Origin of the sequence: Burkholderia sp. 22088 (genome assembly GCF_052045915.1) — a bacterium.
Taxonomy (GTDB): domain Bacteria; phylum Pseudomonadota; class Gammaproteobacteria; order Burkholderiales; family Burkholderiaceae; genus Burkholderia; species Burkholderia cepacia.
Genome location: NZ_JBQEPY010000024.1, coordinates 81,156 through 105,751 on the forward strand (window position 1 = coordinate 81,156; position 24,596 = coordinate 105,751).

Sequence of the window (24,596 nt, forward strand, 5' to 3'; positions counted from 1 at the left end):
TTTAATGGAACAATCATTCCAGTATTGGAGGGTGTGATGAGAGCAGTGGTGATGAACGGCGTTGGCGATGTAGACATGCTTGAGTATGTCGAGCGAAATGATCCGGTTCCTGGTCCGGATGAAGTGCTGGTCGGCATCGCTGTGGCTGGCGTGAATTTCATGGATATTGGAGTTCGCCAAGGAATGGCCTGGACCAACATGCCCAATCCTAAAATAATTGGCGTGGAGGGTGCGGGACGTGTGCTGGCACTGGGTGAGGGCGTGTCCGATCTTGAGGTCGGTCAGCGTGTGGCTTGGGCATATGCGCCAGGCAGCTATGCGGAAAAGGTCGTGCTGCCGGCGGCTGCGCTAGCGCAGGTGCCAGACGACATTGACGACCGTGTCGCGGCGTCGCTCATGATGAATGGCTTCACTGCCAGTCATTTCGCCACCGACTTCTATCCGATCCAGCAGGGCGATATCGCACTGGTGCATGCCGCCGCCGGGGGCGTAGGTTCGTTGTTGGCTCAAATCATCAAGTTGCGTGGCGGTACAGTCATTGGCCGTGTTTCGTCGGAATCTAAGGCTGCGTTAGCTAAAGCCGCCGGTGTGGATCATGTAATTGTGGATCGCGAGGGCAATTTCGTTGATGCCGTGATGGACATGACGGGAGGAGACGGCGTGCATGTGGTGTACGACGGCTCGGGACCGACGACATTCCAGGCGTCGCTTGATGTGTTGCGTTATTCAGGTACCTTTTGCTGGTACGGACCGGTTCTAGGAGCAGATGCGACGATAGAGCTGTTCCGGCTACCCAGGAGCATCAAGATCGGTTATGCCTCTTTCGCGAACCATATTCGGACCCCGGAGTTGCTGCGCTCGCATGCAGCGCAGCTGTTCAGTTGGGTGCGTGAAGGGGTTCTCAAGGTACACAATGGCGGCGTATACGCGTTGGCAGATGCGGCAAAAGCTCAAGCCGATATGTGGAGCCGTAAGACTTCTGGCAAGTTGCTGCTTATTCCATGATTTGACCGGCAGGAGACACCGAGCAGCGAGCATACTGACCGGGGTCTGAGTTTGCTGTTTCGTTATGCAAAACGTGCAACTCGTTCACTCGCAACGGTGTCTGACACTCGAGGCTTCACCGGTATTACCCCGAATCCGTGCGGCAACGCCTGCATGACAGCTTCAACAATGTGGCGTTGTCCTGCCAACGCCAACGTGGCAAAGCTCATCGCACTCCCCCCGCCGAACCAAAAACAAAGCCGGCCCCAAGCCGGCTTCGTCATGCCCTTCAAGCAACAACACGCCCCCGTCACTTCATGCAAGCCGAGGCGAGCTTCCCCACCGCAATCACCGCCTGCTCGATCTCCGGCGACCAAGGGCTGCTGTAGTTCAGCCGGATGAAGTTCCGGTAGTTGTCCGTGATCGAGAACATGTAGCCGGGCCCGATCGTGATGCCCTGCTCCAGCGCGAGCTGGTACAGCCGCATCGCATCGACCTGCGCGGGCAACTCGACCCACAGCACATACCCCCCCGCCGGGCTCGAGATGCGCGTGCCTTCCGGGAAAAACCGCGACACCATCGCCCGCATCAGGTTCGCCTGCTGCGCATACGCCTTGCGCAAGCGCCGCAGGTGATGCTCGTAACCGTCGCGTTCGAGAAACTCCGCGATTGCAAGCTGCGGCAACGACGGCGTCGCAAGCGTGTTCAGGAATTTCAGCTTCTCGACCTGATCGCGATAACGGCCCGGTAATGCCCAGCCGATCCGGTACGCGGCCGTCAGGCTCTTCGAGAACGACGAGCAATGCAGCACGATCCCGTTGCGGTCATACGACTTCAACGAACTCGGATGTGCATCGCCGAAATACAGTTCGTTATACACACCGTTCTCGATCAGCGGCATTCCGGCCTTCGTCGCGAACTCGACCAGTTCGCGCTTGCGTTCGTCGGGCATCTGGAAGCCGAGCGGGTTCTGGAAGTTCGGCATCACCATGCACGCGGCGATCGGCTGCGACTTCGCGATCGCGGCCAGCGCGGCGATGTCGATCCCGTATTCCGGATGCGTGGCCACCTCGATCGCCTTCATCCCCATCCGCTCGATCGCGTGCAGCATCGCGTAGAACGTCGGCGATTCCACCGCGATCGTGTCGCCCGGCTTCGCCACCGCCTGCAGGCACAGGTTGATCGCCTCCGTCGCACCGACCGTCACGATGATCTCGTTCGGGTCCACCGACATCCCGTTTTCCAGGTAGCGGCGTGCAATCTGACGGATCAGCCGCGGATGCCCGGGCGGCAATCCGTCCGTCACGCCCCACAACGACTTGTCGCGGCCGGCCGCGTACGCATAGCGGTTCAGCTTCTCGAACGGGAACAGGCTCGGGTCCGGGTACGGCGAGCCGAGCGGCACTGCGTCGTCGGTGCCGATCGAGCGCAGCGTCGACAGCACGAGCCGGCTCACGTCGACCGACGACGAGATCGCGATCGGCTTCGACGGCCGCAGCTCGCGCACCGGCGCATGGCCGTCGTCGCGCCGCAGGTTCACGAAATAGCCGGACTGCGGGCGGCTTTCGAGCAGCCCGCGGCTTTCCAGCAGCAGATACGCGTGCAGCACGGTCGTGATGCTGATCCGGTGCTGCTGGCTTGCCTGCCGCACCGACGGAATCCGGTCACCGTGCCGGTACACGCCCTGGCGGATCAGGCGCTCGATGTCGTCCGCGAGCTTTTCATAGAGTTTCATCGCGTGCCTCCCGCCGGCCTGCGCAGCCGCCCCGCCCCGCTGCGCGCATCCGATACGCACGTGTTCCGCCCGTCGACCGGGCCATCGTGGTTCCTGATCTTTCCCTCCGGTTTTGCCTTTTCCATCGCACTGGCTCGCTCTTGAAGATGCGCCAACAGGGTTCCGGTACGACTGGATCTGCGGCACTGTGCCCTTGATGATGGAATCTTAAGAGCAGAACAGTTGGCGACGAGTACACACATCGTCCACGCGAACAAGAGTACAGTTCGGCGCGAATCGCGCATCGCGGGAGAACTGTACGTCTTATGAAATGGCCGGGCCGCCGGAAGCGGCACACAGCGTGGCCGGATCGGCCCGGAACGCCCGCCGCATGGCCTTCCGCCCGACCGCATCAATTGGGGTGCAATACTGTGCGTCCGCTCGGTTTTCATTCCCGGAGTCAGACCATGCAGTACACGATCGAACAGGCATCCGACCTCGGCGGCGTGATCCGCACCGCCCGGAACGTACAGAATTGGCGCAGGAACGACGCGGCCGGCACCGAGGCCCGCGGATGACTGATCGCGCCCTCGTCGACGAGCTCGTCGCGCGGCTGACCGGCCGCACCGACCATCCGCACTTCACCGGCGCGCCGATCGACCTGTCGACGCTCGACGCGCACGCACTCGGCGCGGTCTGGCCGGCCCTGCGCCGTGTCGAGTACGAGATCATGCTGCACGACCAGGCATTCGAGGATCCGCGCGCCGATTTCGCGCGCTGGCTGCACCGGCAGATCGATGCGCTCGGACTCGTGCCGCTCGTCGACGCCGATGCCGCGCTCGAACTGTTCCGCGACATCCCGGCCGGCGGCTGGAAACGTGCACTGGAGGAATTGCCCTGCCTCGACGCGCCGCCGTCGCCCGCGCTGCAGGCCGAACTCGCGCGCATCGCGGGCGAGCCGGAGGAAGGCGACGTGCGCACCGAGTCCAGCACGTATGGCGTGTATACGCTCGACCGGTTCGCCGGCCGCCGCGACTTCTCGGCGCGACGCGACGCGTATGCGCAGGCGCTGGCGGATTCGCCGTTTCGCGTGCGCGAACTCGACGTGCTGCCCGAACTCGGGCTGGCCGGGCTGCTCGCGCTGGCCGCGACGAACAACGGTTATTTCGCGCCGAGGCGGTTGTGGCTCGACTTGAGCGATCCGGCCGTCACGCTCGCGGAAGACGCCGCGTATGTCGCGTTCGCGCGCGATGCGCTGACGGAAGCCGCGCAACACGTGGCGGCGCTCCATGCGGGCGCCGTCCCGTACGAGGCCGATCGTGCATTCACGACCGACGACGCGCAGGTCGTCGCCCGCGCCGCCCGCGTGGCCGCCTATCGCGACGAAGCGTGGCTGCGCCCGCTGATCGGGCCGCTGCTGACCGGCGTGTGCGTCGCGCCGACGGCCGCGAAGACCGCGCCGTCCCAGTCGCTCGCGATCGCGCTCGGCCACGCGGTCGAGACGATCCCGACCCCCGAGGGCGTGCGCGCGTTGCGCGACGCACTCGCCGCCGTGCGTCACGCCGGCGTGCAGAAGAAGCTGGCACGCAACCTGAAGCCGGCCGAACGCGCGCTCGGCGAGCGGCCGCACACCGCGCTGCGCATGACGCTCGACGCAAAGCCCGACAAGAAGCAGCTCGCGATGCTCGCGACCTGCATGGAAGCCGGCTTCTGGCAGTCGATGACGCTCGGCCACGCCGAATGGCGCGAGCGCCTCGTCGATGCGCCGGCCGGCGCCGCGTTCGCGGCACGCACGATCTGGCACGCGCGAGGCCGCGATGGGTCGACGCAGTCGTTCATGCCCGAGATCGCAAAGGGCAAGGTCGTGCTGCGCGACGCGGCCGGGCACGCGATCGACATCGCCGGCGACAGCGACATCCGGTTATGGCATCCGCTGCTGGCCGATGCGGACGAGCGGCTCGCGTGGCAACGCGCGATCGTCGGCCGCACGCTGCGGCAGCCGGTCAGGCAGGCCTTCCGCGAATACTACGTACCGGCCAACGGCGACGCGTCCGCCAGCGATTCCGCGATGTTCGAAGGCCACGTGCTGTCGAGCCGGCAGTTGATCGGCGTCGCGCGTCGCGAAGGTTGGTCGATCCGCGCGTACGACGACGGGCTCGTCCGCGAATTCGGCGACGTGCGCGCGACCTTCTTCGTCGATGCAAGGCTCTATCCGGGCTCGGAAAGCCACGGCACGTCGCGCCGGCTGCACTTCGAACGCCGGCACGACCGGCACTGGATACCGCTGCCGATCGGCGAAATCGATCGTGTGGTGTTCTCGGAAGTGGCGCGCGCGGTCGATCTGCTCGTCAGCGTTGCCGCGTTCGCGCTCGACGACGACACAACACGCGCGGCGACGGCCGCGCTCACGGTCGATCCGGTGCGCCAACGCGAGCTCGAAGCACAACGCTGGCAGCGCCTGAACCGGTTGTCGGACGTGCCGCTGGGCACGATGGCACGGCATCGCCGGCACGTGCTGTCGCTCGTGTTCGCCGGGCCGGTGGCGCAAGGGAAGATGACGATCGATGAACGGCATGTGCGCGTCGGCGCGTGGTCGGTGCATTGCGCGACCGGGCGTGTGATGCGCGACGGCGAACCCGTCGATGCCGCGATCGAGCCGCCGCCGTCGCCGCTGCACGCGGTGCCGTGGCTGCCTTACGACGAAGCGCTGCTGCAGCGGATCGTCGACGTCGTCGCGGGGTTGCTCGATTGAGCGGACGCCGTCAGATCGAACCGAACAGCGCGCGCGGCCGGTCCTTCAGCGTGCCGGCGAGAATCCGCAGCCCGTTGACGAGTTCGTCGCGCGAGGCCGGGCACGCGAGGTTGATGCGCACGCCGTGCTCAATCTCCGCGCGATCGACCGCGAACGTCGACGACGGCATCACGATCACGCCGCGCGCCTTCGCGTTCGCGGCGAAGTCGTCGGCGCGCCACGGCGGCGGCAGGCGCAGCCACACGAACATGCACGCCGGGTCGGATTTCAGCTGCCCGGCCGGCAGCAGCTCCCGCGCGAGATCGACGCGCGCGCGGATCTCCGCGAGTTGCGCGCCCATGATCCGCTCGGCGGTGCCGTCCTCGATCCACACGGTCGCGATCAGCATCGACGCGGGGGCCGGCATCCATGCGGTCGTGCGCACCGCCTCCGCGCACAGTGCGACGCTGTCGCGCGGGCAGCTCAGGTAACCGAGGCGCAGCCCCGGCGCGAGGATCTTCGACGTCGCGCCGATATGAAACGTCAGCTCGGGGCACAGCCCCGCGATCGCCGGCAGCCGGTCGCGCACGAGCGGGCCGTACACGTCGTCCTCGATGATCGTCACGTGATGGCGGCGCGCGATGTCGACGAGCGCCATCCGGCGCGCGAGGCTCATCGTCGTGACGGTCGGGTTCTGCAGGTTCGGCACGACGAAGATCGCCTTGACCGGCATGCGCTGGCAGATCCGCTCGATCTCGTCGGGCAGCAGGCCGTCGTCGTCGGCGGGCGCGCTGACGATCTCGAACTGGAACACCGGCGCGAGCGCCTTGAGCCCGTAATACGTGAGGCGGTCGGCCACGATCACGCCGTCGGTGCCGATCAGGCTGTTCAGCACCGCGTACAGCCCGTGCTGCGCGCCGCTCGTGACGACCACCTGGTCGCGCGACGGCGCGAAGCCCGGCGCGGCGAGCCACTGCGCGCCGGCGGCACGCGCCCAGTCGGGGCCCTGCGGCGGCTGGTATTCCTGGAGGGCGGCGAAACGCGGGTCGTTCGGCAGCGTGCCGAACGTCTGCGCGAGGCTCGCGAGAAACTCGCCGGTGGCCGGGCGGTTCACCGTCAGGTCGATCACGCCGTTGCCCGCCGCGAGCGACGCGCGGGCCGGCTCAATGCTCGGCATCGCACCGCCGGTGACGAGCGAGCCGCGCCGTTTGCTGCCGATCACGAGGCCGCGCAGCTGCAATTCCTTGTACGCCCGGGACACGGTCGACACGTTGATGCCGAGCTCGGTCGCGAGCTGGCGCTGCGGCGGCAGGCGGCTGCCCGGCGGATACATGCCGCTGCGGATTTCCTCCTCGATCGAGCTCGATACCTCGACGTAGGTCGGCCGCTTCGCCTGCGCCGGCGCGCCGCCGTCGCGCTCGCCGGAAAGTTTGTCTGATGCCATTTATCGCCCGTGACCACACAAAAAGCGTTTGTCTGCCATTTTGACCTGCCCAGCGATTGTATCCGACATCCCCCTCCCGTCAAACGTCAGTTGAAAAGTCTGTCGAATCAGCCAGTTGGAATCGGGTAAACACTAGCGCCACACAATCTCATTTTGATTGCACACAAAAAATTACTGTGTGATTCTTGATCGCAACTTTGTGTGAATCATGTGGACCGGAGGGAACGCGTCATGGCGAATGTCGCCATCGTGGGTGCAGGCTTCATCGGGCTCGGCGCGGCGGCATGGCTGCAGCGCGACGGGCATCGCGTGACGCTGTTCGACCCGGCCGGCATCGGCCAGGGCGCGTCGTTCGGCAATGCCGCGACGTTCGCGCCGTACGGCTGCGTGCCGGTGAACGGCCCGTCGGTGTTCCGCGACATGCCGCATTTCCTGTTCGCCGCCGACAGCCCGCTGCGCATCCGCTGGCCGTACCTGCTGCATGGTGCGCCGTGGCTCGCGCGGTTCCTGCTCGCATCGACGCCCGCGCGCCACGCACGCAGCGCCGCCGCGCTGGCCGCGCTGCTGTCGCGCGCCGCCGACGGTTATGCGCCGCTGCTTGCACCGTCGCGGCTCGCCGCGTTCGTGCGGCCGCGCGAATGCCTGTACCTGTATGCGCGGCAGGCGTCGTTCGACGCCGCGCAGCCGTCGCTCGCGCTGCGGCGCCGGCTCGGCGTGCCGTTCGAGACGCTCGACGCGAGCGCGATCCGCCGGCTCGAGCCCGCACTCGCGCCGATCTTCACGCGCGGCGTGCTGTTCGTCGGAAGCTGGCACTTCTCCGATCCATGCGGATTCCTCGGCGCCCTGTTCGCGCACCTCGCCACCGGCGGCGCCGCGCTCGAACGCGCGCGTGTCGAACGGATCGAGCCCGCCGGCGACAGCGTGAACGTGCATGCGGGCGGCGCCATGCGCACGTTCGATCACGTCGTCATTGCCGCCGGCGCCCGCTCGCGCGCACTCGCGGCCGCGTGCGGCGATACGGTGCCGCTCGATACCGAGCGCGGCTATCACGTGCAGTTCGGCGCGCACGAGCCGATCGTCTCGCGGCCGGTCGGCTGGGCCGAGCGCGGCTTCTACATGACGCCGCTCGACGAAGGGCTGCGCGCGGCCGGCACCGTCGAACTCGGCGGCTTCGACGCGCCGATGAATCCGTCGCTCGTCGCGCTGCTCACGCGTTCCGCGCGCGAAGCCGTGCCGTCGCTCGGCGCACCGACGCGCAGCTGGCTCGGCTTCCGGCCGACGCTGCCGGACGGCGTGCCCGTGATCGGCCGCGCGCGGCGCAGCGCGCGCGTGATCCACGCATTCGGCCATCAGCATCTCGGCGTGACGCTCGCCGGCATCACCGGGCAAATCGTCGCCGACCTCGTCGCCCAGCGCGCACCGCCGCTGGACCTCGCACCGTACCGGGCCGCGCGATTCTGACGCGCGCCGCGACTTTCACCACTGCAAGGAGGCATCCATCATGAATCGTCGTAACTGGCTGGCTTGGCTGGCCGTCTGCTCGATCGGCACGGTCGGCGCATCCGCGCAGGCCGCGGACCCGGAGACCGTCAAGATCGGCTTCGCCGGCCCGCTGACGGGGCCCGTCGCGCGCGTCGGCAAGGATCTGCAATACGGCGCGCAACTCGCGCTCGACGAAGAGAACGCGAAACATCCGACCGTGGGCGGCAAGCCCGTGCGCTTCGTGCTCGACGTGCAGGACGACCAGGCCGATCCGCGCATCGCGATCCAGGTCGCGCAGAAGCTCGTCGACGACGGCGTGGTCGGCGTGATCGGCCACTACAACTCGGGCTGCAGCATTCCCGCGTCGGCCGTCTACAAGCAGGCGAACGTCGCGATGATCACGCCCGGCTCGACCAATCCGCAGCTGACGATGCAAGGTTTCAAGAACGTGTTCCGCACGATGGGGCACGACGGCGTCGGCGGCGTGGTGGCCGGCCGTTTCGCGGTCGAGCATCTGAAGGCGAAACGGATCGGCATCATCGACGATCGCACCGCGTTCGGCCAGGGTCTCGCCGACGCGTTCGAGAAGGGCGTGAAGGATGCGCACGGCAGCATCGTGTCGCGCGAATACACGAACGACAAGGCCGTCGATTTCCGCGCGATCCTGACGACGATGAAGAGCAACAACGTCGACCTGCTGTTCTTCGGCGGCCTCGACGAACAGGGCGCGATGCTCGTCAAGCAGATGCGCTCGCTCGGCATCCGCGCGCAGCTGTTCGGCGCCGGCGCATTGAAAAGTAATGCATTCCTGAAGATCGCCGGCACCTCGGGCGAAGGCACGCAGGATCTCGAACCGGGGCCGGCGCTCGACAAGCTGCCGTCCGCCGTCGCGTTCGCGCAGCGGTACAAGGCACGCTTCAACCAGGATGTCGAGCTCTATGCGCCGTTCTCGTACGACGCGGCGCTCGCGATTATCGCGGCGGTACGCAAGGCCGATTCGCTCGATCGCGGCAAGATCGTCGCGAGCCTGCCCGGCGTATCGGTCACCGGCGTGACCGGAAAGATCTCGTTCGACGAGCGCGGCGACCTGATCAAGCCGCCGTACACGCTGTTCCGCGTCGAACAGGGGCAGTGGCACAGCATCCGCACGGTCGGCGGCGCGTCGAACTGACGCGCGGCGGTGCGACCGGGAACCACACCGTCATCGCGCCGCCTGCTGCCGCTGCACCTCCTGCGCTTTCATCTGCAGATACGCGCCACGCTCGACCTCGTGCAGTTGCTGCGGATACTGCTCGGTCGCGTCGAACCAGCGCGCGAGGCGCTGGTCGAGCGGCTTGTCGAGCGTCGCGAGATACGCATCGATCGCGAGGTAGTAGCGCATCGTGTTGCGCTCCAGCAGCCCGCGCACGCCGCCGACGTACTGCGGCTGCGCGGCCGATCCGCCGACGTTCGTGAAGCCGACCTTGTCGCTGCCGACGGTCGCGAGGTAGGTCTTCATCGCCATGCGGCCGACCGTGCCGAAACCATACGAATACGTGAGATGCAGGAACGTGCGCGACGCGCCGACCGGCACGGCCTCCAGCGCGATCCGGTAATCCTTCGTGCCCATCGGGCCGCTGTCGGCGGTCAGGTCGACCTGGAAATAGTCGGGCGATGCGGCCGCCACGTGATAGCGGAACTGCACGCGATAGGTGTCGGACAGCTTCTGCTGGATCTTGCGGCCGAGGTTCACGTCGAGCACCGGGCCGTTGCCACCGCCCGATGCATGACAGTATTTCGTGTTCAGGTGCAGGATCAGCACCGCGCACCAGTTCGCGGGGCCCTGCGCGGGATCGTCGAGCTGCCCGCTCACGACCGCGAACGGATAGTCGACCACCGCGTAGATGTCGCCCTTCAGCGACGACGACGCTTCCGTCGATTCGAGCACCAGCGGCCGGTGAAACGCGTTGTCCTTCAGTTGCGCGCCGAGGCTGCGGTAACGGTCGAGCAGCGCCGCCGCATCGTCCGCGCCGAACGACAGCGCGCTCCAGCCCGTACACAGGGCCGCGACGAGCGCGTACCAGGCGCGGCGGGCGAGCCACGTGCCGCGCGGATGTCCGGATGTCTTCATTCTTGTGCTCCCGCCTGGCGCGCGATGGTCGCGCGCATGTGTCACAGAATACGCCTGGCCGCAGCGCAACATTGCACGCGAAAAGGCCGTTATCGACGCCGCTTCACCGGCACCGGCAACTGCGCGGCGGTGATCCGGATCAGCGCCGACAGCCATTCGCGATCGTCCCAGCGCTCGCCCGAGATGACGAGGTGCGGCTTCGCGCCCGGGTACGGCGAACCTTCCTCGCACGTGCCGAGAAACGCGCGGCCTTCGGGCGTCGGCTTGACGAACAGCCGATCGTCGCAGACGAGCGCCGCCATCTTGCCGTCGCAATAGATACCGTACTCGCCGAACATCTTGCGCGCCGATACCGTGCCGGCCGCCGCCATCTGCTCGACGATGAAATCGACTGTCCCCTGGCTCGATGCCATCCCTGCTCCTTGCAAAAGGTGTATGACCGCTGCGTGTGCCCGACCGTTCCGCCTGATCGGCGGATGCGCTGCGGTGCGTCATCCATTCGTCGGCGGAACGCGCATTCGGACGCATTCGGGCACGTGCAGGCATTCGCGGCCCGCAACACGCTGCGTGTCGTGTCGTGACAGTCACATGACGGCGCTCGGCCGAGCGAGACTATCGCGATCGACGACGTAACAATGCGACAACGCCCGCCTACGAACGCAATACCGACGGCGCGACGCCCAGCCAGCGATGAAAGCTGCGCCGCATGTTTTCGGTATCGCCGAAACCGCACTCGTTCGCCACGCGCTGCAGCGACGCCGCCCCGCTTTCGAGCGCCGCACGAGCGGCTTCCACGCGCAGTTTCTCGACGGCCTTGGCCGGCGTGAGGCCGGTTTCCGTCTGGAACGCACGCGCGAACTGACGCGGGCTCATGCACGCCTGCTCGGCCAGGTCGCTCACGCGCAAGCGTGCGCCGAGATTGCGGCGGATGTGGTCGAGCAACGGCTTGAAGCGCCCTTGCGCGCTGTCGAGTTCGATCAGCGCCGAGAACTGCGACTGTCCGCCGGGGCGCCGGTAGTACACGACCAGACGTTTCGCGACGGCGCGCGCCAGCCGCTCGCCGCGATCCTCGCCGATCAACGCGAGCGTCAGGTCGATGCCGGCCGTGATGCCGGCGCTCGTCCAGAACGGCCCGTCGTTCACATAGATGCGGTCGAGCGCGAGCCGCACCTGCGGAAACGCCCGGGCAAACCGCTCGCCGCAGCCCCAGTGCGTGGTCGCCAGCCGGCCGTCCAGCACACCGGCGGCGGCCAGCAGCAGGCTGCCCGAACAGACACTCGCCACCCGGATGCCGCGCGCCGCGCAGCGCCGCACGAACGCGCACGTCGCTGCGTCGGCCATCGCGGCATCGACGCCGTCGCCGCCCGCGACCAGCAACGTATCGAGGTCCGCCGCATCCGGCAACGGCTCGGCGTGCCAGCTCACGCCCGACGAACTGCGCACCAGCCCCGGCTGCGCCGCGACGATGCGAACCGCGTAATACGGCGCGCGCGCGTAGTCGGCCATCTCGAACGCGGAAACGGGCCCGGCGGCATCCAGCACCTGGAAACCGGGATACACGAGCATGGCGACGCGATGGGTCATGGCAGAAAGTGCGGGAGAAATGACATTGCGACGGACAGCGCGCGGCGCGATGCTACACGCCGCTCATACCTCGGGAGATCGTGATGGCCACCACGCCGTTCATCGTCGTATTCGCATTGTTCGATCATGTCACGCAGCTCGATTTCACCGGGCCGGACGAAGTGTTCTGGCGTCTGCCGGGCGCGCGGATCCGGCGGGCCTCGGTGCGCGGCGGACCGATTCGCGCGGACAGCGGCCTGACCGTTGCCGAGGTCGAGCGGCTCGCCGACATCGCGCACGCCGATCTCGTCTGCGTGCCGGGCGGGCTCGGCGTGATCGACGCGATCGCGGACGATGCATTCGTCCGCGAGGTGCGCCGGCTCGCGCTCGGCGCCCGCTATGTTACCTCCGTGTGCAGCGGGTCGCTGGTGCTCGGCGCGGCCGGGTTGCTGCAAGGCCGGCGGGCCGCCTGCCACTGGGCGTGGCGCGACCTGCTGCCGCCGTTCGGCGCGATCGTCGACGAAGGCCGCGTGGTGCGCGACGGCCCGGTCGTCACGGGCGGCGGCGTCACCGCCGGCATCGACATGGCGCTCTCGGTGATGGCCGACCTGGCCGGCCCGGCCTACGCGCAAGCGGTGCAGCTCGGCATCGAATATGCGCCCGAGCCGCCGTTCGACTGCGGACGTCCCGAGCAGGCCGCGCCGGACATTCTCGCGTCGGTGTCCGCGCTGTTCGAGCGCGTGCGGCCCGATCGTCATGCGGTCGTGGCGCGTGCGGCGCAGCACCTTGCGCTGCCCGACGCGAGCCGACAACCGGCATGACGCGCGCGCGGCCCGTGCCGGATCGACGCGACGCCGTTACTTGTCTGCCGCAAACGCGCTCGACATCTGCCGCGCCCGCTTCACGTCGTCGCCGTGCAGGTAGATCGACGTCGTCGAGATCGACGCATGCCGCAGGTTGTCGCGCACGGTCGTCAGCTCCGCGCCGCGCGCCAACGCATGCGTCGCATGCGTATGACGCATCCAGTGCGGGCTCGCCTGCCGCAGCTTCTGCGCGAGCGCGGGGTTGTCGGCCTCGACCTGATCGGCCGTCTGCGTGAAGAAACGCTGCATCACCTTCCACAGCCGCACGCTCGTGATCGCGGCCGCGCCGTCTTCCGCGAGGCTCGCGATCAGCGGCGTATCGGGCCGCCAGCGCACCGGCGTGACCGGCAGCCGGCGTGCGACCAGGTAACGGTCGAGCGCCGTGCGCGCGAGCGGCGGCAGCGCGACGCGTGCGGCCTTGCCGCCCTTGCCGACCACCTTCAGCCACGTGTCGCCGTGCGCATCCGTCTCGATGCCGCCGAGCGTCGCGCCGACCAGCTCGCTCGCGCGCAGCCCGGTCGCATAGCCGAAATCGAGAATGAAGCGTAGCCGTTGCGCGGCGGCCGGCGTCCAGCCCGACTGCGGCGCACCGGCCGCCGTGCCGGTGCGGAACTCGAGCCCGTCGGCGATCGTGCGCACGAGCAGCCATTCGCCTTCGGTGAACGCGTGCGACGTGTCGAGTGCGTTCGCGCCGCGCGTGTCGCGCACCTTGACGCCCGCGAACGGATTCGCCAGCAGGTAGCGCTGCTCGATCAGCCAGCGAAACAACGCACCGAGCACCGACAGCGTGTACGCCGCCGAACGCGCGGACAGCGCGCCCGAGAACGGCCGCCAGTCGGGCGCACCGCGCGGCCGCACGGGCCCGACCCAGCGTTCGTGCGGGCTCGGGCGCCGCACGAATGCGCGATACGCGACCGCGTCCTCGGTCGTCAGCGACGACAGCGCGCGGCCGCGCTCGACGATCGCCCACAGGATCAACCGCTCCGCCTCCTTCCGGTACGCACGCCGCGTCGCGGCCGATTCGTGCAGTGACAGCCACGCGTGCACGGCCGCGTAATCGTTGTCCGCATCGAGCGTGCTGGTCGCACGCGGCGCGCGGAACGTGCCGGCCGAGCCGTCGACCTCGTGCGGCAGCTTCAACTGCTCCCACGGCACGATGCTGCCGCGCGGCGTCGCCGCGATCAGCGCGCGCGCCCGTTCGGTCAGGTCCGGATGCGCGGCGAAAAACGCCTCGATGTGCCGCGCACCGGCCACGCCGAGGCCCGCGATCGCACGCCACCACTGGCGCCGGCGCGGAATCCGCACCGTGAGATCGGCGAGCGTCGCGATCCCGTGCGCCCGCAGCGCGGCGACTGCACGCGCGGGCAGCCACAGGCCGACGTCGTCGCTGATCTGCGGGACCGGCGCGCGCGCATGACGCAGCAGGCCGATCGCTTCGGCAGCCGCCTTCGCCTCCCGAATACGCTCACCGTCGGGATGACCGAGACGCTCCGCGAGATCTGGCCGGCCGACCTGCCGTGCAACGTGCACGAGGCGGCGGCGAATCCCGCCGATCACGCCGCGCGCCGAGCGCCCTTCGCCGAGACGATCGGGCAGGTAGCGTTCGACGGCCTGGCGCACGGTCATGCCCGCGTACCATGCGCGCAGCGCGGCCAGTTCGTCGGCGTCGGGATAGCCTGCGGGCGCAGGCGCGGAATCGGAGGAAGGCAGTGAGGCGAGGCGCGGTTTCATGGGCGCCAGTTTGACAGAAGCGCGCGCAGCCGGATACGTCGCGCGCGGCGTTCCGGGGGCGGCCGGCACCCCGGCCGGGCACTCCGGGAACAGATCGCGGCCAAGATGATCGCGCTGGCGATTGCCGAGCGGAACGAAGGCCGCATCGACACCGCGCTCGACGCAGGCAATTTCTCGGTCGACCTGTTGAACGGTATCGGTTAAGACCTCGTCAACGCCGGCCTGACGATCGATCGTGCGATGGCGCTGATCGATGCGCGCCTCGCGCAGTCACCCGATGCCCCGTATGCGCTCGACAGCAAGGGCTGAGCGCTCCATCGCCTCGGTCGCGACGACGAAGCGCTGGCGTGGTTCGACCGGTCGATTCAGGATTCAGGGAGCGACGCCGCGTAACGCGTCACTCCTCGCCTTTCGCGCCCGGATTGAGCATCACGACGAAACCGGCCACGCCGACGACCAGCGCGACCGCGCCGCCGCGCAGCGCCATCGCGTTGTCGAACAATAGCCCCGTCACGACGGCCATCATCCCCACGAGCGAGACGAACACGGCGATCGCCGCGACGACGATCCGGGATTGGCGGCGTATCATTGCGCCCCCTCCGGGTTACGCGGCCGCAGCCGCTACGTCGGCATCGTCGCCGCGAATCAGCAGCACCGGGCACTTCGAGCCGCGCACGAAGCGCTCGGCGACGCTGCCGAGCAGCACGCGCCGGATGCCGCGCCGCCCGTGCGTGCCGACCACCGCGAGATCGATCCCGCGTTCCTTCACGTAGCGCTGCAGGCGTTCCGAGATGTCCTCGCCGATGCTCTCCGTCTCGACGAGTTCGGCCTCGCCTTTCGCACCGGCGAGCGCGATGACCTGTTCGGCTTCGCGCAGTACCTTGCGCCCGTCGTCGCGCATTTCCTCGACGAGCGCGTGCGGATCGAAACGGCCCGCGTAAGTGAACAGCACCGACTTGTCGACCACATACACGGCACTGACTTGCGCGTCGCCTGCCAGCGCGACCTTTACGGCCTCGGCAAGCGCCAGTTTCGACGAAGCGCTGCCGTCGACGGCCACCATGATCTTCTTGTACATGCAAACCTCGCTGGGGTAAATTGCCGCGCGGCTGGGTGCGCGCGGCCCTGTCACCATCATCGGCGGACGGCGGGTTCGAATGTTGACGGCGATCAAGCGAGCGACCATGCCGGCTGCGACCGGCCGACGCAGGGCGCGGCACGCGCACCGGAGCCCGCACCCTTGTGCGTCCTCGCGTATGCGGCGCGCGATACGTGTGCTTGTCGAACCCGCCGGCGCGCGACGGAATCCGCCGGGCCCGCGGCGGCCGCGCCCCCCGTGCGCACCGGAATCGGGCGGTCACCATGCCGAAGGCGCTATCATCGGATGTGCGACTTTCGTCCGGCCCTTATTTGCCGGCCCACTTTCAACTCGCTCAACCGACATGACAACGACTACCGAACGCGTGGACGGCGCCGCCCAGCATCTCGTCGCCGCCCGCCATGCCGGCTCGCCCGGCCCGCTGCTGCCCGATGCACTGCGCCCCGACGACATCGACACCGCGCTCGCGATCCAGCAGCGCGTGGCCGACCTGCTCGGCGAATCCGTCGGCGGATGGAAATGCGCGCTGCCGCCGCCCGACCGCGTGATCCTCGCACCGATCTTCGCGTCGACGATCCGCGAGGCCGATGCGCCGTACCGCGTCGTCGGCGGCCCGATCGTGCGGATCGAACCGGAAATCGCGTTCGTGCTCGATCGCGACCTGCCCGCGCGCGAACAGCCGTACGACGAACAGGACGTGCGCGACGCGATCCGCGAGGTGCGCATCGTGCTCGAGGTGCTCGGCTGCCGCTATGCGGAGCCCGCGCGCGCGTCGAAGTTCGAGCTGCTGGCCGACGGACAATTCAACCAGGGGCTATGCGTCGGCCCGGTCGTGCCCGACGGGCTGAACGTGCCGCTCGAGACGCTGGCGCTGTCGTTCGAAGGCGCGCTGAACCGCACGATCGACGGCCGCCATCCGGACGGCGATCCGCTGAAGCCGCTGGTGTGGCTCGTCAACTTCCTCGCCTCGCGCGGCGACCCGGTGCGCGCCGGGCAGATCGTGACGACCGGATCGTATGCGGGCGCGATCGACGTGCCGCTCGGCGATGCGCTGACGGTTCGCTTCGGCGAGCTCGGCAGTTTGTCGGTGACGTTGACGGCCTGATGCACGCGTGCGCGCGGGCACGGCTGACCGGGCTGGTCACTGATCGCTGATCGCTGGCCGCAGCGCGACGGCCGCGATCGTTGCGCGGCCGGGTTCGTGACCAGTGTCAGGCGCGCGGCTGCGCGCACTGTCGTGACGGCAACGTCATCGCGGCCACGCCGGCAACGGCGCACACGAGCCCGAGCCACGCCGATGCCGACAGCAACTCCCCCGAGCAGCACCATGCCGATGCCGAACAGCTTACGCAAACAGGCCTGCGCCCCGTCGTGCCGACCGAACCGAGCGTCTGCACGAGCCGGAAGTAGATGATGAACGCGATCGCCGCCCGTGCCGGCAGCGAGCGCGACAACGGGTGAAGCGTCCACGGACGGTCGGCGGCGAGGCTGGCAGGCAGGCACCAGCACGATCGCCCCGACGATCAGCGAGCCGGCGGGCGACATCCCCTTGAACGACCGCCCGTAGCGCGCTGCGCCCGCCTGCATCTTCCGTACGACGTGATAACGTTGCACATCCCCGCGCGCACCGCGCCCTACCCCTTGGCATGCGCACCGCTTTCACGCCGATATCGAACATGTCGCTGACACCGCTTCCCGCCCTGCTCGACGAAACCCTGCGCACCGTCGTGCGACGCTACCGGCTGCCGCCGCTCGACAGCGCGTCGTCGCCGGCCGACGCCGCGAACCCGGCCGCCGCGCTTGCGATCGTGATCGAGGAAGCGCGCAGGATGCGAAGCGACGGGCACACGCCCAACGCGGCGCTGCGGCAGCGCTTCATCGACGCCCTCGCGCAGATGATCCGCGATGCGATGGATACGCATTCCGGCGATCCCGCGTTTCAGGCCGCGGTGCTGCGGCACGATGCGCCGAGCGTGCGCGAATACGCGTCGTTGTCGGCACACGCGGAGCAGGACCGTCGCGCGCTGCACTCGGCCGTCAACGCGATCGCGCATCCGGCCAAGCTCGAGCGCAGCGCCCGGCCGTGGCAACGCGACGGGCTCGCGCGGCTGCATGCGGCCGCCACCGGCGCGTCGTGGGCCGATCTGCACGACACGCTGCGGCACCTGCTCGCACTGCCCGACATGAAGACCGACCTGGCCTTCGAACAGGACATCGTCAAGCTGAAAGACAGCCCCGCGCTCGAACGCCTGCTGCGCGTCGACGCCCTGGCATCGGACGAGCACGTGCGCCGCTATCGTGCGCTGTGGGTCCGCCAGGGTCCGCTCGAAGGCAGCTCGGTCGCCGTTGCACAGGGCGTCGCATCGCAGCAGCGCGGCGCAGCCGTCGAAGCGCTGGCCGCGCAGGCGCTCGACGCGCTGGCCCGCAGGCTCGACGCCGTCGACGCACGCCGCACGTACCGGGTGGTGACGTCGATGCGCGTGCCGTCGTCGATACCGGGCCGGCACGATCGCGCGAAAACCGAATGGGACGCGATCCTGCTCGAACGCCCTCGCGGCGACGACCCGGCGCCCGCGTGGAACGTGCGCTTCCTCGTCGAAGCGAAAGCGTCCGCGGATGCCGCGACGACCGATCTGCCGCGGCTGCTGCGCGGCCTGACCCTGCTCGCGCAGGCCGACCCGGACACGATCTATTCGTTCGAGACGCACCAGGGCACGGTGCGCGTGCACGGCGCGTCGCTGCGGGCGCTGACGACCGACGACGCCGCGCTGCAACGGGAAGTGCTCTATTGCTGCGATGCGTCCGCCGACGCGACGCCGCGCCTGCTGGGCGCCGCGAGCCGCATGCAGTTGCTGTCGGCGCAAGCCAGCCTCGAGTACGCGAGCGCGCTCGCGCAACAGCCGCACACCGTTCCTGACGGCCTCGGCGTCGTCTGGCACGCGCTGCTGACGATGCCGCAATGGCATGCGGTGCTGCACCAGTACCCGTCGTTGCGGCAGGTGCGCGAGCTGATGGTGGCGATCGACGACTTGCGAGCCGCGATCGACGAGGTCGATGAAGGCGGTGCGGCCAGCAGCGTGTACGCGTGACGCACGAAACGCGCCGCCGCGCGGCGGCCGGAACGCGCGGCCCGCTCAGTTGGTGAGCACGCCGAACGGCAGCGTCCATCCCGCCAGCCGGCCGCCATCCGCCCATCGATCGCCGGCCGCATCGCACGGCAGCAGAATCGGCGCGGCCGCGCATTCGAGCGTTTCCTTCGGCGTATGGCCGAACTCCGCCTTGAACAGCCGGTGGAAATACTTCTCGTCGGGAAAACCGTGCGCCCACGCGATCTCCGCGATGCGCTGATGCCGGCGCTGCGGGTCGCCGAGCACGTGGTACGCGTGACGCAGCCGCCGCCGCGTGATCTGCCGCATCACGCCGCCGTCTTCCTTGAACAGCTGGTAGAGCCGCGCTCTCGACACGCCGATGTCGCGGCAGATCCGGTCGGGATCGAGGTCGGGCTCCAGCAGATGGACGTCGATGTAGCGGCGGACCCGCTCGGCCAGCGCCCCGTCGATCGGGCCGCGTGCGTCGTGCAGCGCCTGCGCGGTCGGGGCAACCGCCGCGGCGAGCAGCAGCAGCATCGACTGGACGATGCTCGGGATCTCGTGCGTGCGCAGATTCGGCAGATTGCGGAACAGCGACAGCATGTGGTCGCCGAGCAGCCGCCCGACGCCGCTCGTCAGCGTCTGGCCGTGCGCCTGCGCCGCATGGCTCGGCAGCAGGTACCTGGGCACGACCAGGCTGATCACGTCGCCGGCCTCGACCCTGCAGTCGTTGATCTGCGCGACGTCGTACACGAACACGTCGCCGGCGCCCTTGACCAGTTCGGGCCCGCCGGTGTGGCTGGCCAGCCGGCCACCGAGCAGCAGCGTGAAGCGGATCGAATCCTGTCCGTCGAGGCGGATCCGCCGCGTGGTCCGATGAACCCGGTAGGCCGGCGCGCGCGATCGCCAGTGGCGGCCCGACAGGATCAGCGGGCCGAGTGCCGCACCGCTCGCTTCCGCGTCGAACACGCCGTGGCCGCCGTCGTCTTCCAGGCGGCAGTCGCACAGCATGTCCTTGACCCAGACGTGGAACCTGTCCCGCTCGGGGTAGTCGATGGTGCGAAACTTGAAAACGGGGACGAATGCCGCTTGATCCATGACAGTGTTTTTATCGAGCCGACACGAGAGGATAGATCGGTTCGCAGATTATCGGACCAAATTGCGCCGGCGCAAGGCCGGCGCGGCACATCGTCCACCCAGGCGGTCGACGGGCGCCCCGTGACGGGTGCCGTCGTCGTCGCGGCCATCAGCGTTGCGGATGGCATTCCCAGTTGTTGTACGTCGGCCGATCGATCGGCGTGAGCCCCGGAATCATGAACACCGTACAGCCGAAGCGCCGCCCCTTGCCGGTCGTCGCGTCGTAACTCACCTTCTGGCCGCCGAGCCCGTCCTTCTTCCCGTACTGCACGTTGGCGATCGTGATCTCGTCCGACGACGCGAGCCCGAGCGTCTTCGCGGTCGACGTCTGCACGTCGACCATGTTCATCTGCGTCGAACCGCACGCGGACAGCACGAGGCCGGCGGCCGCCGCGCCCAGCGCCGTCCGCAAGGTGACGGCGCATTGCAGGATCTGCTTCATGGTTTCTCCTTCGAATTCCCGGTGGGGCACGATTACGAGCCCGGCGTAAAAAAGCTGGACTGGATCTGGCTGCCGACGTTCGCGACGAACGATTGCCAGACGAGCGCCATCGCCCCCGCGGCATTGACGGCCAGCGCCGGCCATGACCCGTCCTGCGGATCCAGCGTCGACGTGCTCCACGCCCCGTTCCGATAGCCGGCCACGAGGAGGAGCGACGCGTTCGGCGTGCCCGTGTCCTGCCAGGCGACGGTCACGTTGCCGGCCGCGTCGATCACCAGCGGCGGGTACTGGAGCGCCGCCCCGTTCAGGTGTTCCGTCAGCCGCTGCAGCGTCCCCCAGTTTCCGCCGGCATCGGACACGCTCGCCTGCAGGACCGCGCCCCCTTCCGCCCACATCGCGGCGGCCACGCCGTTTTCGTTGACGGCGAGCATCGGCGTCGCGATGAAACCCGTCGGCTCGACGATCGCCGGCGCCACCGGCTGCGAGGGCTGCCATCCGGTTCCGGCGACGTAGCGCTGCGACATCGTGGCGGTGTAGATCTTCCCGCCCGTCACGTCGAGTTGCCCCCAGAGCAGCGTGATGTTGCCCTTCGCGTCCATGCCGGCGACCGGCGAGATGATCGTCGTGAACAGGCTCGTATTCGATACGGCCTGGTTGACGTTGGTCCAGCCGTTGGTCGCGTCGTACGTGGCCGTCCACAGCGCCGACTTCGTATGGTTGGTCTGCCGCCATGCAAGCACCGCGCGGCCGGACGACAGGACCGACAGCATCGGCCTCACGTTGTCCGTATCGCCGGTCACCGCGCCCGGCCCGGTCTGCACCGGCATCTGGACCAGCGCCGTCGGCGACCACTGTCCGGCCTGCGTATAGCGCGTCCACGCGATGCGCGTGTCGAGCAGGCTGATCGACTGTGTCCATGTGACGAGCGCGTTGCCCTGGCTGTCCATGCCGGCCGAATAGGACGAACCGGCCATGTCCGGCACCAGTGCGACCGGGGTGCCCCAACCGCCATTCGGGGTGTACGGGCGCGCCCACAGGGCGTACGTGTTGGGGCCCGGCGTCCACTCGGTCCAGAATGCGACCGCCTGCCCGCTCGCGTTGCCGACCAGTTGCGGCTGCACCCCGGTCAGCGAATTCATCGCATGCGAACCGTCGCTCGTGTCGAGCCGCGTCGCGCTTCCCCAACCCGAGCCCGGCACATAGCGCGCGCCCCACATCTCGTTGCCGGTCGTGCCGGCCGTGCCGTTGGTCATCCAGGTGGCGAGCGCGTTGCCGCTCGCGTCGATGGTCACGCTCGGCTCGCCTTCCGGCCCCTTGCCGTCCACCGCGGCGGCCTTCGACCAGCCGGCCTGCGGCTGCGTGGTCCCGCCGCCCGTCGGCCCGCCATTCGAGCCGCCGTTCGAGCCGCCGTTTGAACCGCCGTTCGAACCGCCGCCGGGCGAGGTCGGACCGGACGGTGAACCGGGATTGTTCGGCGACGACAACGATGCGCCGCCGTTCGTGGCAACGTCGTCACCGCCGCATGCGGACAGCGCGAGCGCGGCTGCCATGACCATCCATGCAATGGGTTTCATCGGAATCCTCTTTTTCTCTTTCCGGCGTACTCTCGTCTGCCGTTCGCCGACACGCTGTACCGCACCGATCGGCTTCTTGATAAGCAATGCTATTGAACAGGCACGAAAACCGGCGTCCGTTCGCCCCCGTCATGCTCGGCTCCGTCGTGCGGATCGATGCGAACACCGCCTTCGGCAGACCGCCCCCTTCGGGCAGCGAGGACGACGGCCGACGTCTATCGTCGAAGGTCCGTCGCTGCCGGCTGCATCTTAATTCAGGCGGTCCGGATTCAAGGTGGCGATGCGTCCACACTGAGTGGACTTCCATTTCGCGAGCCCGCCTGCGCGCGCTCGCGGCCGGGGCCGCGGGTGCGGTACGATACGCGCCGGGGCGAAACGCCTCACCTGAGAGACCCGGCCGCTGCGGCCCCACACCCGGCACAAGAAAAAAATGCCCAGAAACCCATTGCTGCACCGACACCTGTTCGCCGCGCTGGCGGCCGGCCTGTTCTGGATTCCGGCTGCCCATGCCAGCGGCGACGATGGCTGCTACGCGCCCACCACGCTCCGGCAGACCGCCTACTCGTGCGCCAACCTGCCGATGCTGAGCCCCGCGAACGACACGCGCATCAACGCGATGCTGATGATGGTCGACAGCGCCAAGGTCGCGCAGGCGTTTCCGGACCCGAAGACGATCCCCGCGAAAGACCGGATCAACCAGATCATCGTGCCGTTTCCGATGGACTTCTCCGGGTGGATCTACATCGGGCAGAAGGAGCCTGACACGACCGCCAAGGCCGACAACGCGGCGGATGGCGACGCGTCGTCGAACCGCTACGCCGACGGCGAAGGCAGCATCTGCCGCAGCATGAACTCGGGCGCCGACGCGTTCAACGACGCACTGGGCGATGCCGGCGGCCTCCCCGCCGACGAAGCCGCACGCCTGCGCGCGGCCCGTGCCGACATCGCGCAGAAGACCTGCGCCGCCGGCACCGCGAGCGCCGCGTGGACGAAACCGCCGGTCAAGTCGCCGCTCGGCCAGCAGTTCGCCGCGTATCTCGACGGCACGAACGCGTTCTACCGCGCCGACTTCCTCACCGCGACCCGGGCCTTCGCGAACGCGTCGCACAGCGCGAACCCGTGGCTGAAGGAAACCGGGCTCTACATGGCCGGGCGCGCGCAGCTGAACGCCGCGCAGGCCAACGTGTTCGACAACGACAACCCGACGCCGTCGCTCGGCCGCGTGACGAAGGTGTCGCTCGACGCCGCGAATACGGTGTTTCGCACCTACCTGAAGATCTATCCGCAGGGACGCTATGCGACCTCCGCGAACGGGCTGTTGCGGCGGGTCGCGTGGCTCGGCGGCAACGTCACGCAGCAGGCCGACCTGTACGGCCACGCGCTCGCGCGCTGGTCGCCGGCGACGTCGAACGTGCCGCTGATCCAGCTGGCGAACGAACTCGACAGCAAGCTGCTGTTCGGCTCGGAATTCGACGCGCGCCAGATCCAGTCGCCGACCGTGCTCGCGACCGTCGACCTGCTGCGCATGCGCACGTCGGACAACAGCGATTCGAGCCGCAGCAAGCCGCTGACCCTGGACGAGCTGCAGGCGCAGAAGCCGCGCTTCGCGAACGCGCCCGCGCTCTACGACTACCTGCTCGCGACCTGGTATGTCCAGATCGGGCACAAGCCGGACGCCGCGCTCGCCTTGCTGCCGCAGGCGCCCGCCGAGCCGCTCGACTACTTCGGCCTGAGCCAGCAGGCGCTGCGCGGGTTCGCGCTGGAGGATAGCGGCCAGGCCGACAAGGCGCGCCAGCTGTGGCGCGACCTGATCCCGCTCGCGAAATTCCGCTTCCAGCGCGAGGCGCTGGAACTCGCGCTCGCGATCAACCTGGAACAGGCCGGGCTCGTCAACGACGCGTTCGCCGACGATTCGCCCGTGCAGAACGCCGCGATCCGCGCCGTGCTGCTGCGGCGCGCCGCCAACGCGGACCTGCTGCGCGCGCAGGCACAAAACCCGGCGGCCGGCGGCGCGCTGCGCGACACCGCGCTGTACACGCTGCTGTACAAGGAACTCACGCGTTCGCACTACGCCGAGTTCATCGCCGATGCCGCGCTGGTGTCCGGCACGCCTGCCGATCCGTTGAAGCCGTTCGTCGCGTCCGGTGCGAAAACCGAAGACGGCTACACGTGCCCGTCCGCGCGCGACATCGCGGCGACGCTCCAGCAGAATCCGGCCGACGCGAAAGGGTTGAACTGCCTCGCCGAGTTCGTGCGCGTCAACCCGCTCACGGCCAACCTCGAAGGCGATGTGGTGCCTCCGTGGATGCGCAACGCGTCGGCGGCGAACGCCGCGCGCGTGCCGCCGACGCTCGGCGCGGCGCCGTCGCAGTTCGCGGGCAAGCCGTACGAGCGGATGTCGAGCTACGTGACGGTGATGGCCGATGCGCAGGCGAACCCGAACGACCGCGCGTATGCGTACTACCGCGCGATCAGGTGCTATGCGCCGGCAGGCTCCAACGAATGCGGCGGCAAGGACGTGCCGAAGAACGTGCGCAAGCGCTGGTTCGATACGCTGAAGGCCAGCTACGCGGGCAGCGTGTGGGCGCAGAAACTCCGCTACTACTGGTAAGCGCCGCGTGAAGCGTGTCGCG

Annotated in this window: 20 protein-coding genes; 8 read left to right on the forward strand and 12 right to left on the reverse strand. The window is 68.5% G+C overall.

Annotation, left to right across the window (positions count from 1 at the left end):
• Window positions 1-36: 36 nt before the first annotated feature.
• Window positions 37-1,005 carry a quinone oxidoreductase family protein gene (locus ACTJLD_RS35925; RefSeq protein ID WP_060193689.1) on the forward strand — a complete coding sequence of 323 codons (969 nt, stop codon included), beginning with the start codon at window positions 37-39 and terminating at the stop codon, window positions 1,003-1,005.
• A gap of 289 nt (window positions 1,006-1,294) precedes the next feature.
• Here the strand turns inward: ACTJLD_RS35925 and ACTJLD_RS35930 are convergent, their stop codons facing one another.
• Window positions 1,295-2,719, reverse strand: coding sequence for an aminotransferase-like domain-containing protein (locus ACTJLD_RS35930; RefSeq protein ID WP_027792441.1), 1,425 nt, complete (start codon window positions 2,717-2,719; stop codon window positions 1,295-1,297).
• A gap of 553 nt (window positions 2,720-3,272) precedes the next feature.
• On the opposite strand from ACTJLD_RS35930, the gene ACTJLD_RS35935 reads away from it, so the two are divergent.
• The gene (locus tag ACTJLD_RS35935; RefSeq protein ID WP_440661114.1) at window positions 3,273-5,450 is read left to right on the forward strand and encodes a DUF4132 domain-containing protein; all 2,178 of its coding nucleotides are present in this window, start codon (window positions 3,273-3,275) and stop codon (window positions 5,448-5,450) included.
• Window positions 5,451-5,460: 10 nt separating this feature from the next.
• Here ACTJLD_RS35935 and ACTJLD_RS35940 read toward each other — a convergent pair whose 3' ends face one another.
• A complete protein-coding gene (locus ACTJLD_RS35940) occupies window positions 5,461-6,873 on the reverse strand; it encodes a PLP-dependent aminotransferase family protein (protein ID WP_440661115.1) in 1,413 nt (470 codons plus the stop codon).
• A 231-nt stretch (window positions 6,874-7,104) separates the two neighbouring features.
• Here ACTJLD_RS35940 and ACTJLD_RS35945 point away from each other — a divergent pair, with 231 nt between their 5' ends.
• The gene (locus ACTJLD_RS35945; protein ID WP_440661117.1) at window positions 7,105-8,334 is read left to right on the forward strand and encodes an NAD(P)/FAD-dependent oxidoreductase; all 1,230 of its coding nucleotides are present in this window, start codon (window positions 7,105-7,107) and stop codon (window positions 8,332-8,334) included.
• A 40-nt stretch (window positions 8,335-8,374) separates the two neighbouring features.
• A complete protein-coding gene (locus tag ACTJLD_RS35950; protein ID WP_440661118.1) occupies window positions 8,375-9,526 on the forward strand; it encodes a branched-chain amino acid ABC transporter substrate-binding protein in 1,152 nt (383 codons plus the stop codon).
• 30 nt (window positions 9,527-9,556) lie between these two features.
• On the opposite strand, the gene ACTJLD_RS35955 is transcribed toward ACTJLD_RS35950, so the two are convergent.
• The 3 genes from ACTJLD_RS35955 to ACTJLD_RS35965 all read right to left on the reverse strand — a co-directional run bounded on the left by ACTJLD_RS35955 (window position 9,557) and on the right by ACTJLD_RS35965 (window position 12,049).
• Window positions 9,557-10,465 (reverse strand): hypothetical protein, encoded by a 909-nt coding sequence (locus ACTJLD_RS35955; RefSeq protein WP_440661119.1) that lies wholly within the window; start codon window positions 10,463-10,465, stop codon window positions 9,557-9,559.
• A gap of 89 nt (window positions 10,466-10,554) precedes the next feature.
• Window positions 10,555-10,878 carry a TfoX/Sxy family protein gene (locus ACTJLD_RS35960; protein ID WP_021157895.1) on the reverse strand — a complete coding sequence of 108 codons (324 nt, stop codon included), beginning with the start codon at window positions 10,876-10,878 and terminating at the stop codon, window positions 10,555-10,557.
• 238 nt (window positions 10,879-11,116) lie between these two features.
• Window positions 11,117-12,049 carry a GlxA family transcriptional regulator gene (locus ACTJLD_RS35965; RefSeq protein WP_124818813.1) on the reverse strand — a complete coding sequence of 311 codons (933 nt, stop codon included), beginning with the start codon at window positions 12,047-12,049 and terminating at the stop codon, window positions 11,117-11,119.
• A gap of 83 nt (window positions 12,050-12,132) precedes the next feature.
• Here ACTJLD_RS35965 and ACTJLD_RS35970 point away from each other — a divergent pair, with 83 nt between their 5' ends.
• Window positions 12,133-12,849 (forward strand): DJ-1/PfpI family protein, encoded by a 717-nt coding sequence (locus ACTJLD_RS35970; RefSeq protein ID WP_124818811.1) that lies wholly within the window; start codon window positions 12,133-12,135, stop codon window positions 12,847-12,849.
• A 36-nt stretch (window positions 12,850-12,885) separates the two neighbouring features.
• Here ACTJLD_RS35970 and ACTJLD_RS35975 read toward each other — a convergent pair whose 3' ends face one another.
• The 3 genes from ACTJLD_RS35975 to ACTJLD_RS35985 all read right to left on the reverse strand — a co-directional run bounded on the left by ACTJLD_RS35975 (window position 12,886) and on the right by ACTJLD_RS35985 (window position 15,700).
• Window positions 12,886-14,622: a site-specific integrase gene (locus tag ACTJLD_RS35975; RefSeq protein ID WP_334052382.1), complete on the reverse strand. Its 1,737-nt coding sequence runs from the start codon at window positions 14,620-14,622 to the stop codon at window positions 12,886-12,888.
• Between the two features lie 397 nt (window positions 14,623-15,019).
• Window positions 15,020-15,211, reverse strand: coding sequence for a DUF2964 family protein (locus tag ACTJLD_RS35980; RefSeq protein ID WP_021157890.1), 192 nt, complete (start codon window positions 15,209-15,211; stop codon window positions 15,020-15,022).
• A gap of 15 nt (window positions 15,212-15,226) precedes the next feature.
• A complete protein-coding gene (locus ACTJLD_RS35985; protein WP_060317380.1) occupies window positions 15,227-15,700 on the reverse strand; it encodes a universal stress protein in 474 nt (157 codons plus the stop codon).
• A 364-nt stretch (window positions 15,701-16,064) separates the two neighbouring features.
• On the opposite strand from ACTJLD_RS35985, the gene ACTJLD_RS35990 reads away from it, so the two are divergent.
• Window positions 16,065-16,826 (forward strand): 2-keto-4-pentenoate hydratase, encoded by a 762-nt coding sequence (locus tag ACTJLD_RS35990; RefSeq protein WP_060125431.1) that lies wholly within the window; start codon window positions 16,065-16,067, stop codon window positions 16,824-16,826.
• A gap of 106 nt (window positions 16,827-16,932) precedes the next feature.
• Here ACTJLD_RS35990 and ACTJLD_RS35995 read toward each other — a convergent pair whose 3' ends face one another.
• Window positions 16,933-17,175, reverse strand: coding sequence for a hypothetical protein (locus ACTJLD_RS35995; RefSeq protein WP_440661121.1), 243 nt, complete (start codon window positions 17,173-17,175; stop codon window positions 16,933-16,935).
• A 222-nt stretch (window positions 17,176-17,397) separates the two neighbouring features.
• On the opposite strand from ACTJLD_RS35995, the gene ACTJLD_RS36000 reads away from it, so the two are divergent.
• The gene (locus ACTJLD_RS36000; protein WP_440661122.1) at window positions 17,398-18,810 is read left to right on the forward strand and encodes a 3-deoxy-D-arabino-heptulosonate 7-phosphate synthase; all 1,413 of its coding nucleotides are present in this window, start codon (window positions 17,398-17,400) and stop codon (window positions 18,808-18,810) included.
• A gap of 45 nt (window positions 18,811-18,855) precedes the next feature.
• On the opposite strand, the gene ACTJLD_RS36005 is transcribed toward ACTJLD_RS36000, so the two are convergent.
• The 3 genes from ACTJLD_RS36005 to ACTJLD_RS36015 all read right to left on the reverse strand — a co-directional run bounded on the left by ACTJLD_RS36005 (window position 18,856) and on the right by ACTJLD_RS36015 (window position 21,963).
• The gene (locus ACTJLD_RS36005) at window positions 18,856-19,908 is read right to left on the reverse strand and encodes an AraC family transcriptional regulator (protein WP_440661123.1); all 1,053 of its coding nucleotides are present in this window, start codon (window positions 19,906-19,908) and stop codon (window positions 18,856-18,858) included.
• Window positions 19,909-20,056: 148 nt separating this feature from the next.
• Window positions 20,057-20,389, reverse strand: coding sequence for a hypothetical protein (locus ACTJLD_RS36010; RefSeq protein ID WP_034196211.1), 333 nt, complete (start codon window positions 20,387-20,389; stop codon window positions 20,057-20,059).
• A 32-nt stretch (window positions 20,390-20,421) separates the two neighbouring features.
• Window positions 20,422-21,963, reverse strand: coding sequence for a hypothetical protein (locus ACTJLD_RS36015; protein ID WP_440661125.1), 1,542 nt, complete (start codon window positions 21,961-21,963; stop codon window positions 20,422-20,424).
• A 430-nt stretch (window positions 21,964-22,393) separates the two neighbouring features.
• Here ACTJLD_RS36015 and ACTJLD_RS36020 point away from each other — a divergent pair, with 430 nt between their 5' ends.
• Window positions 22,394-24,574: a hypothetical protein gene (locus tag ACTJLD_RS36020; RefSeq protein WP_440661126.1), complete on the forward strand. Its 2,181-nt coding sequence runs from the start codon at window positions 22,394-22,396 to the stop codon at window positions 24,572-24,574.
• Window positions 24,575-24,596: the final 22 nt, after the last annotated feature.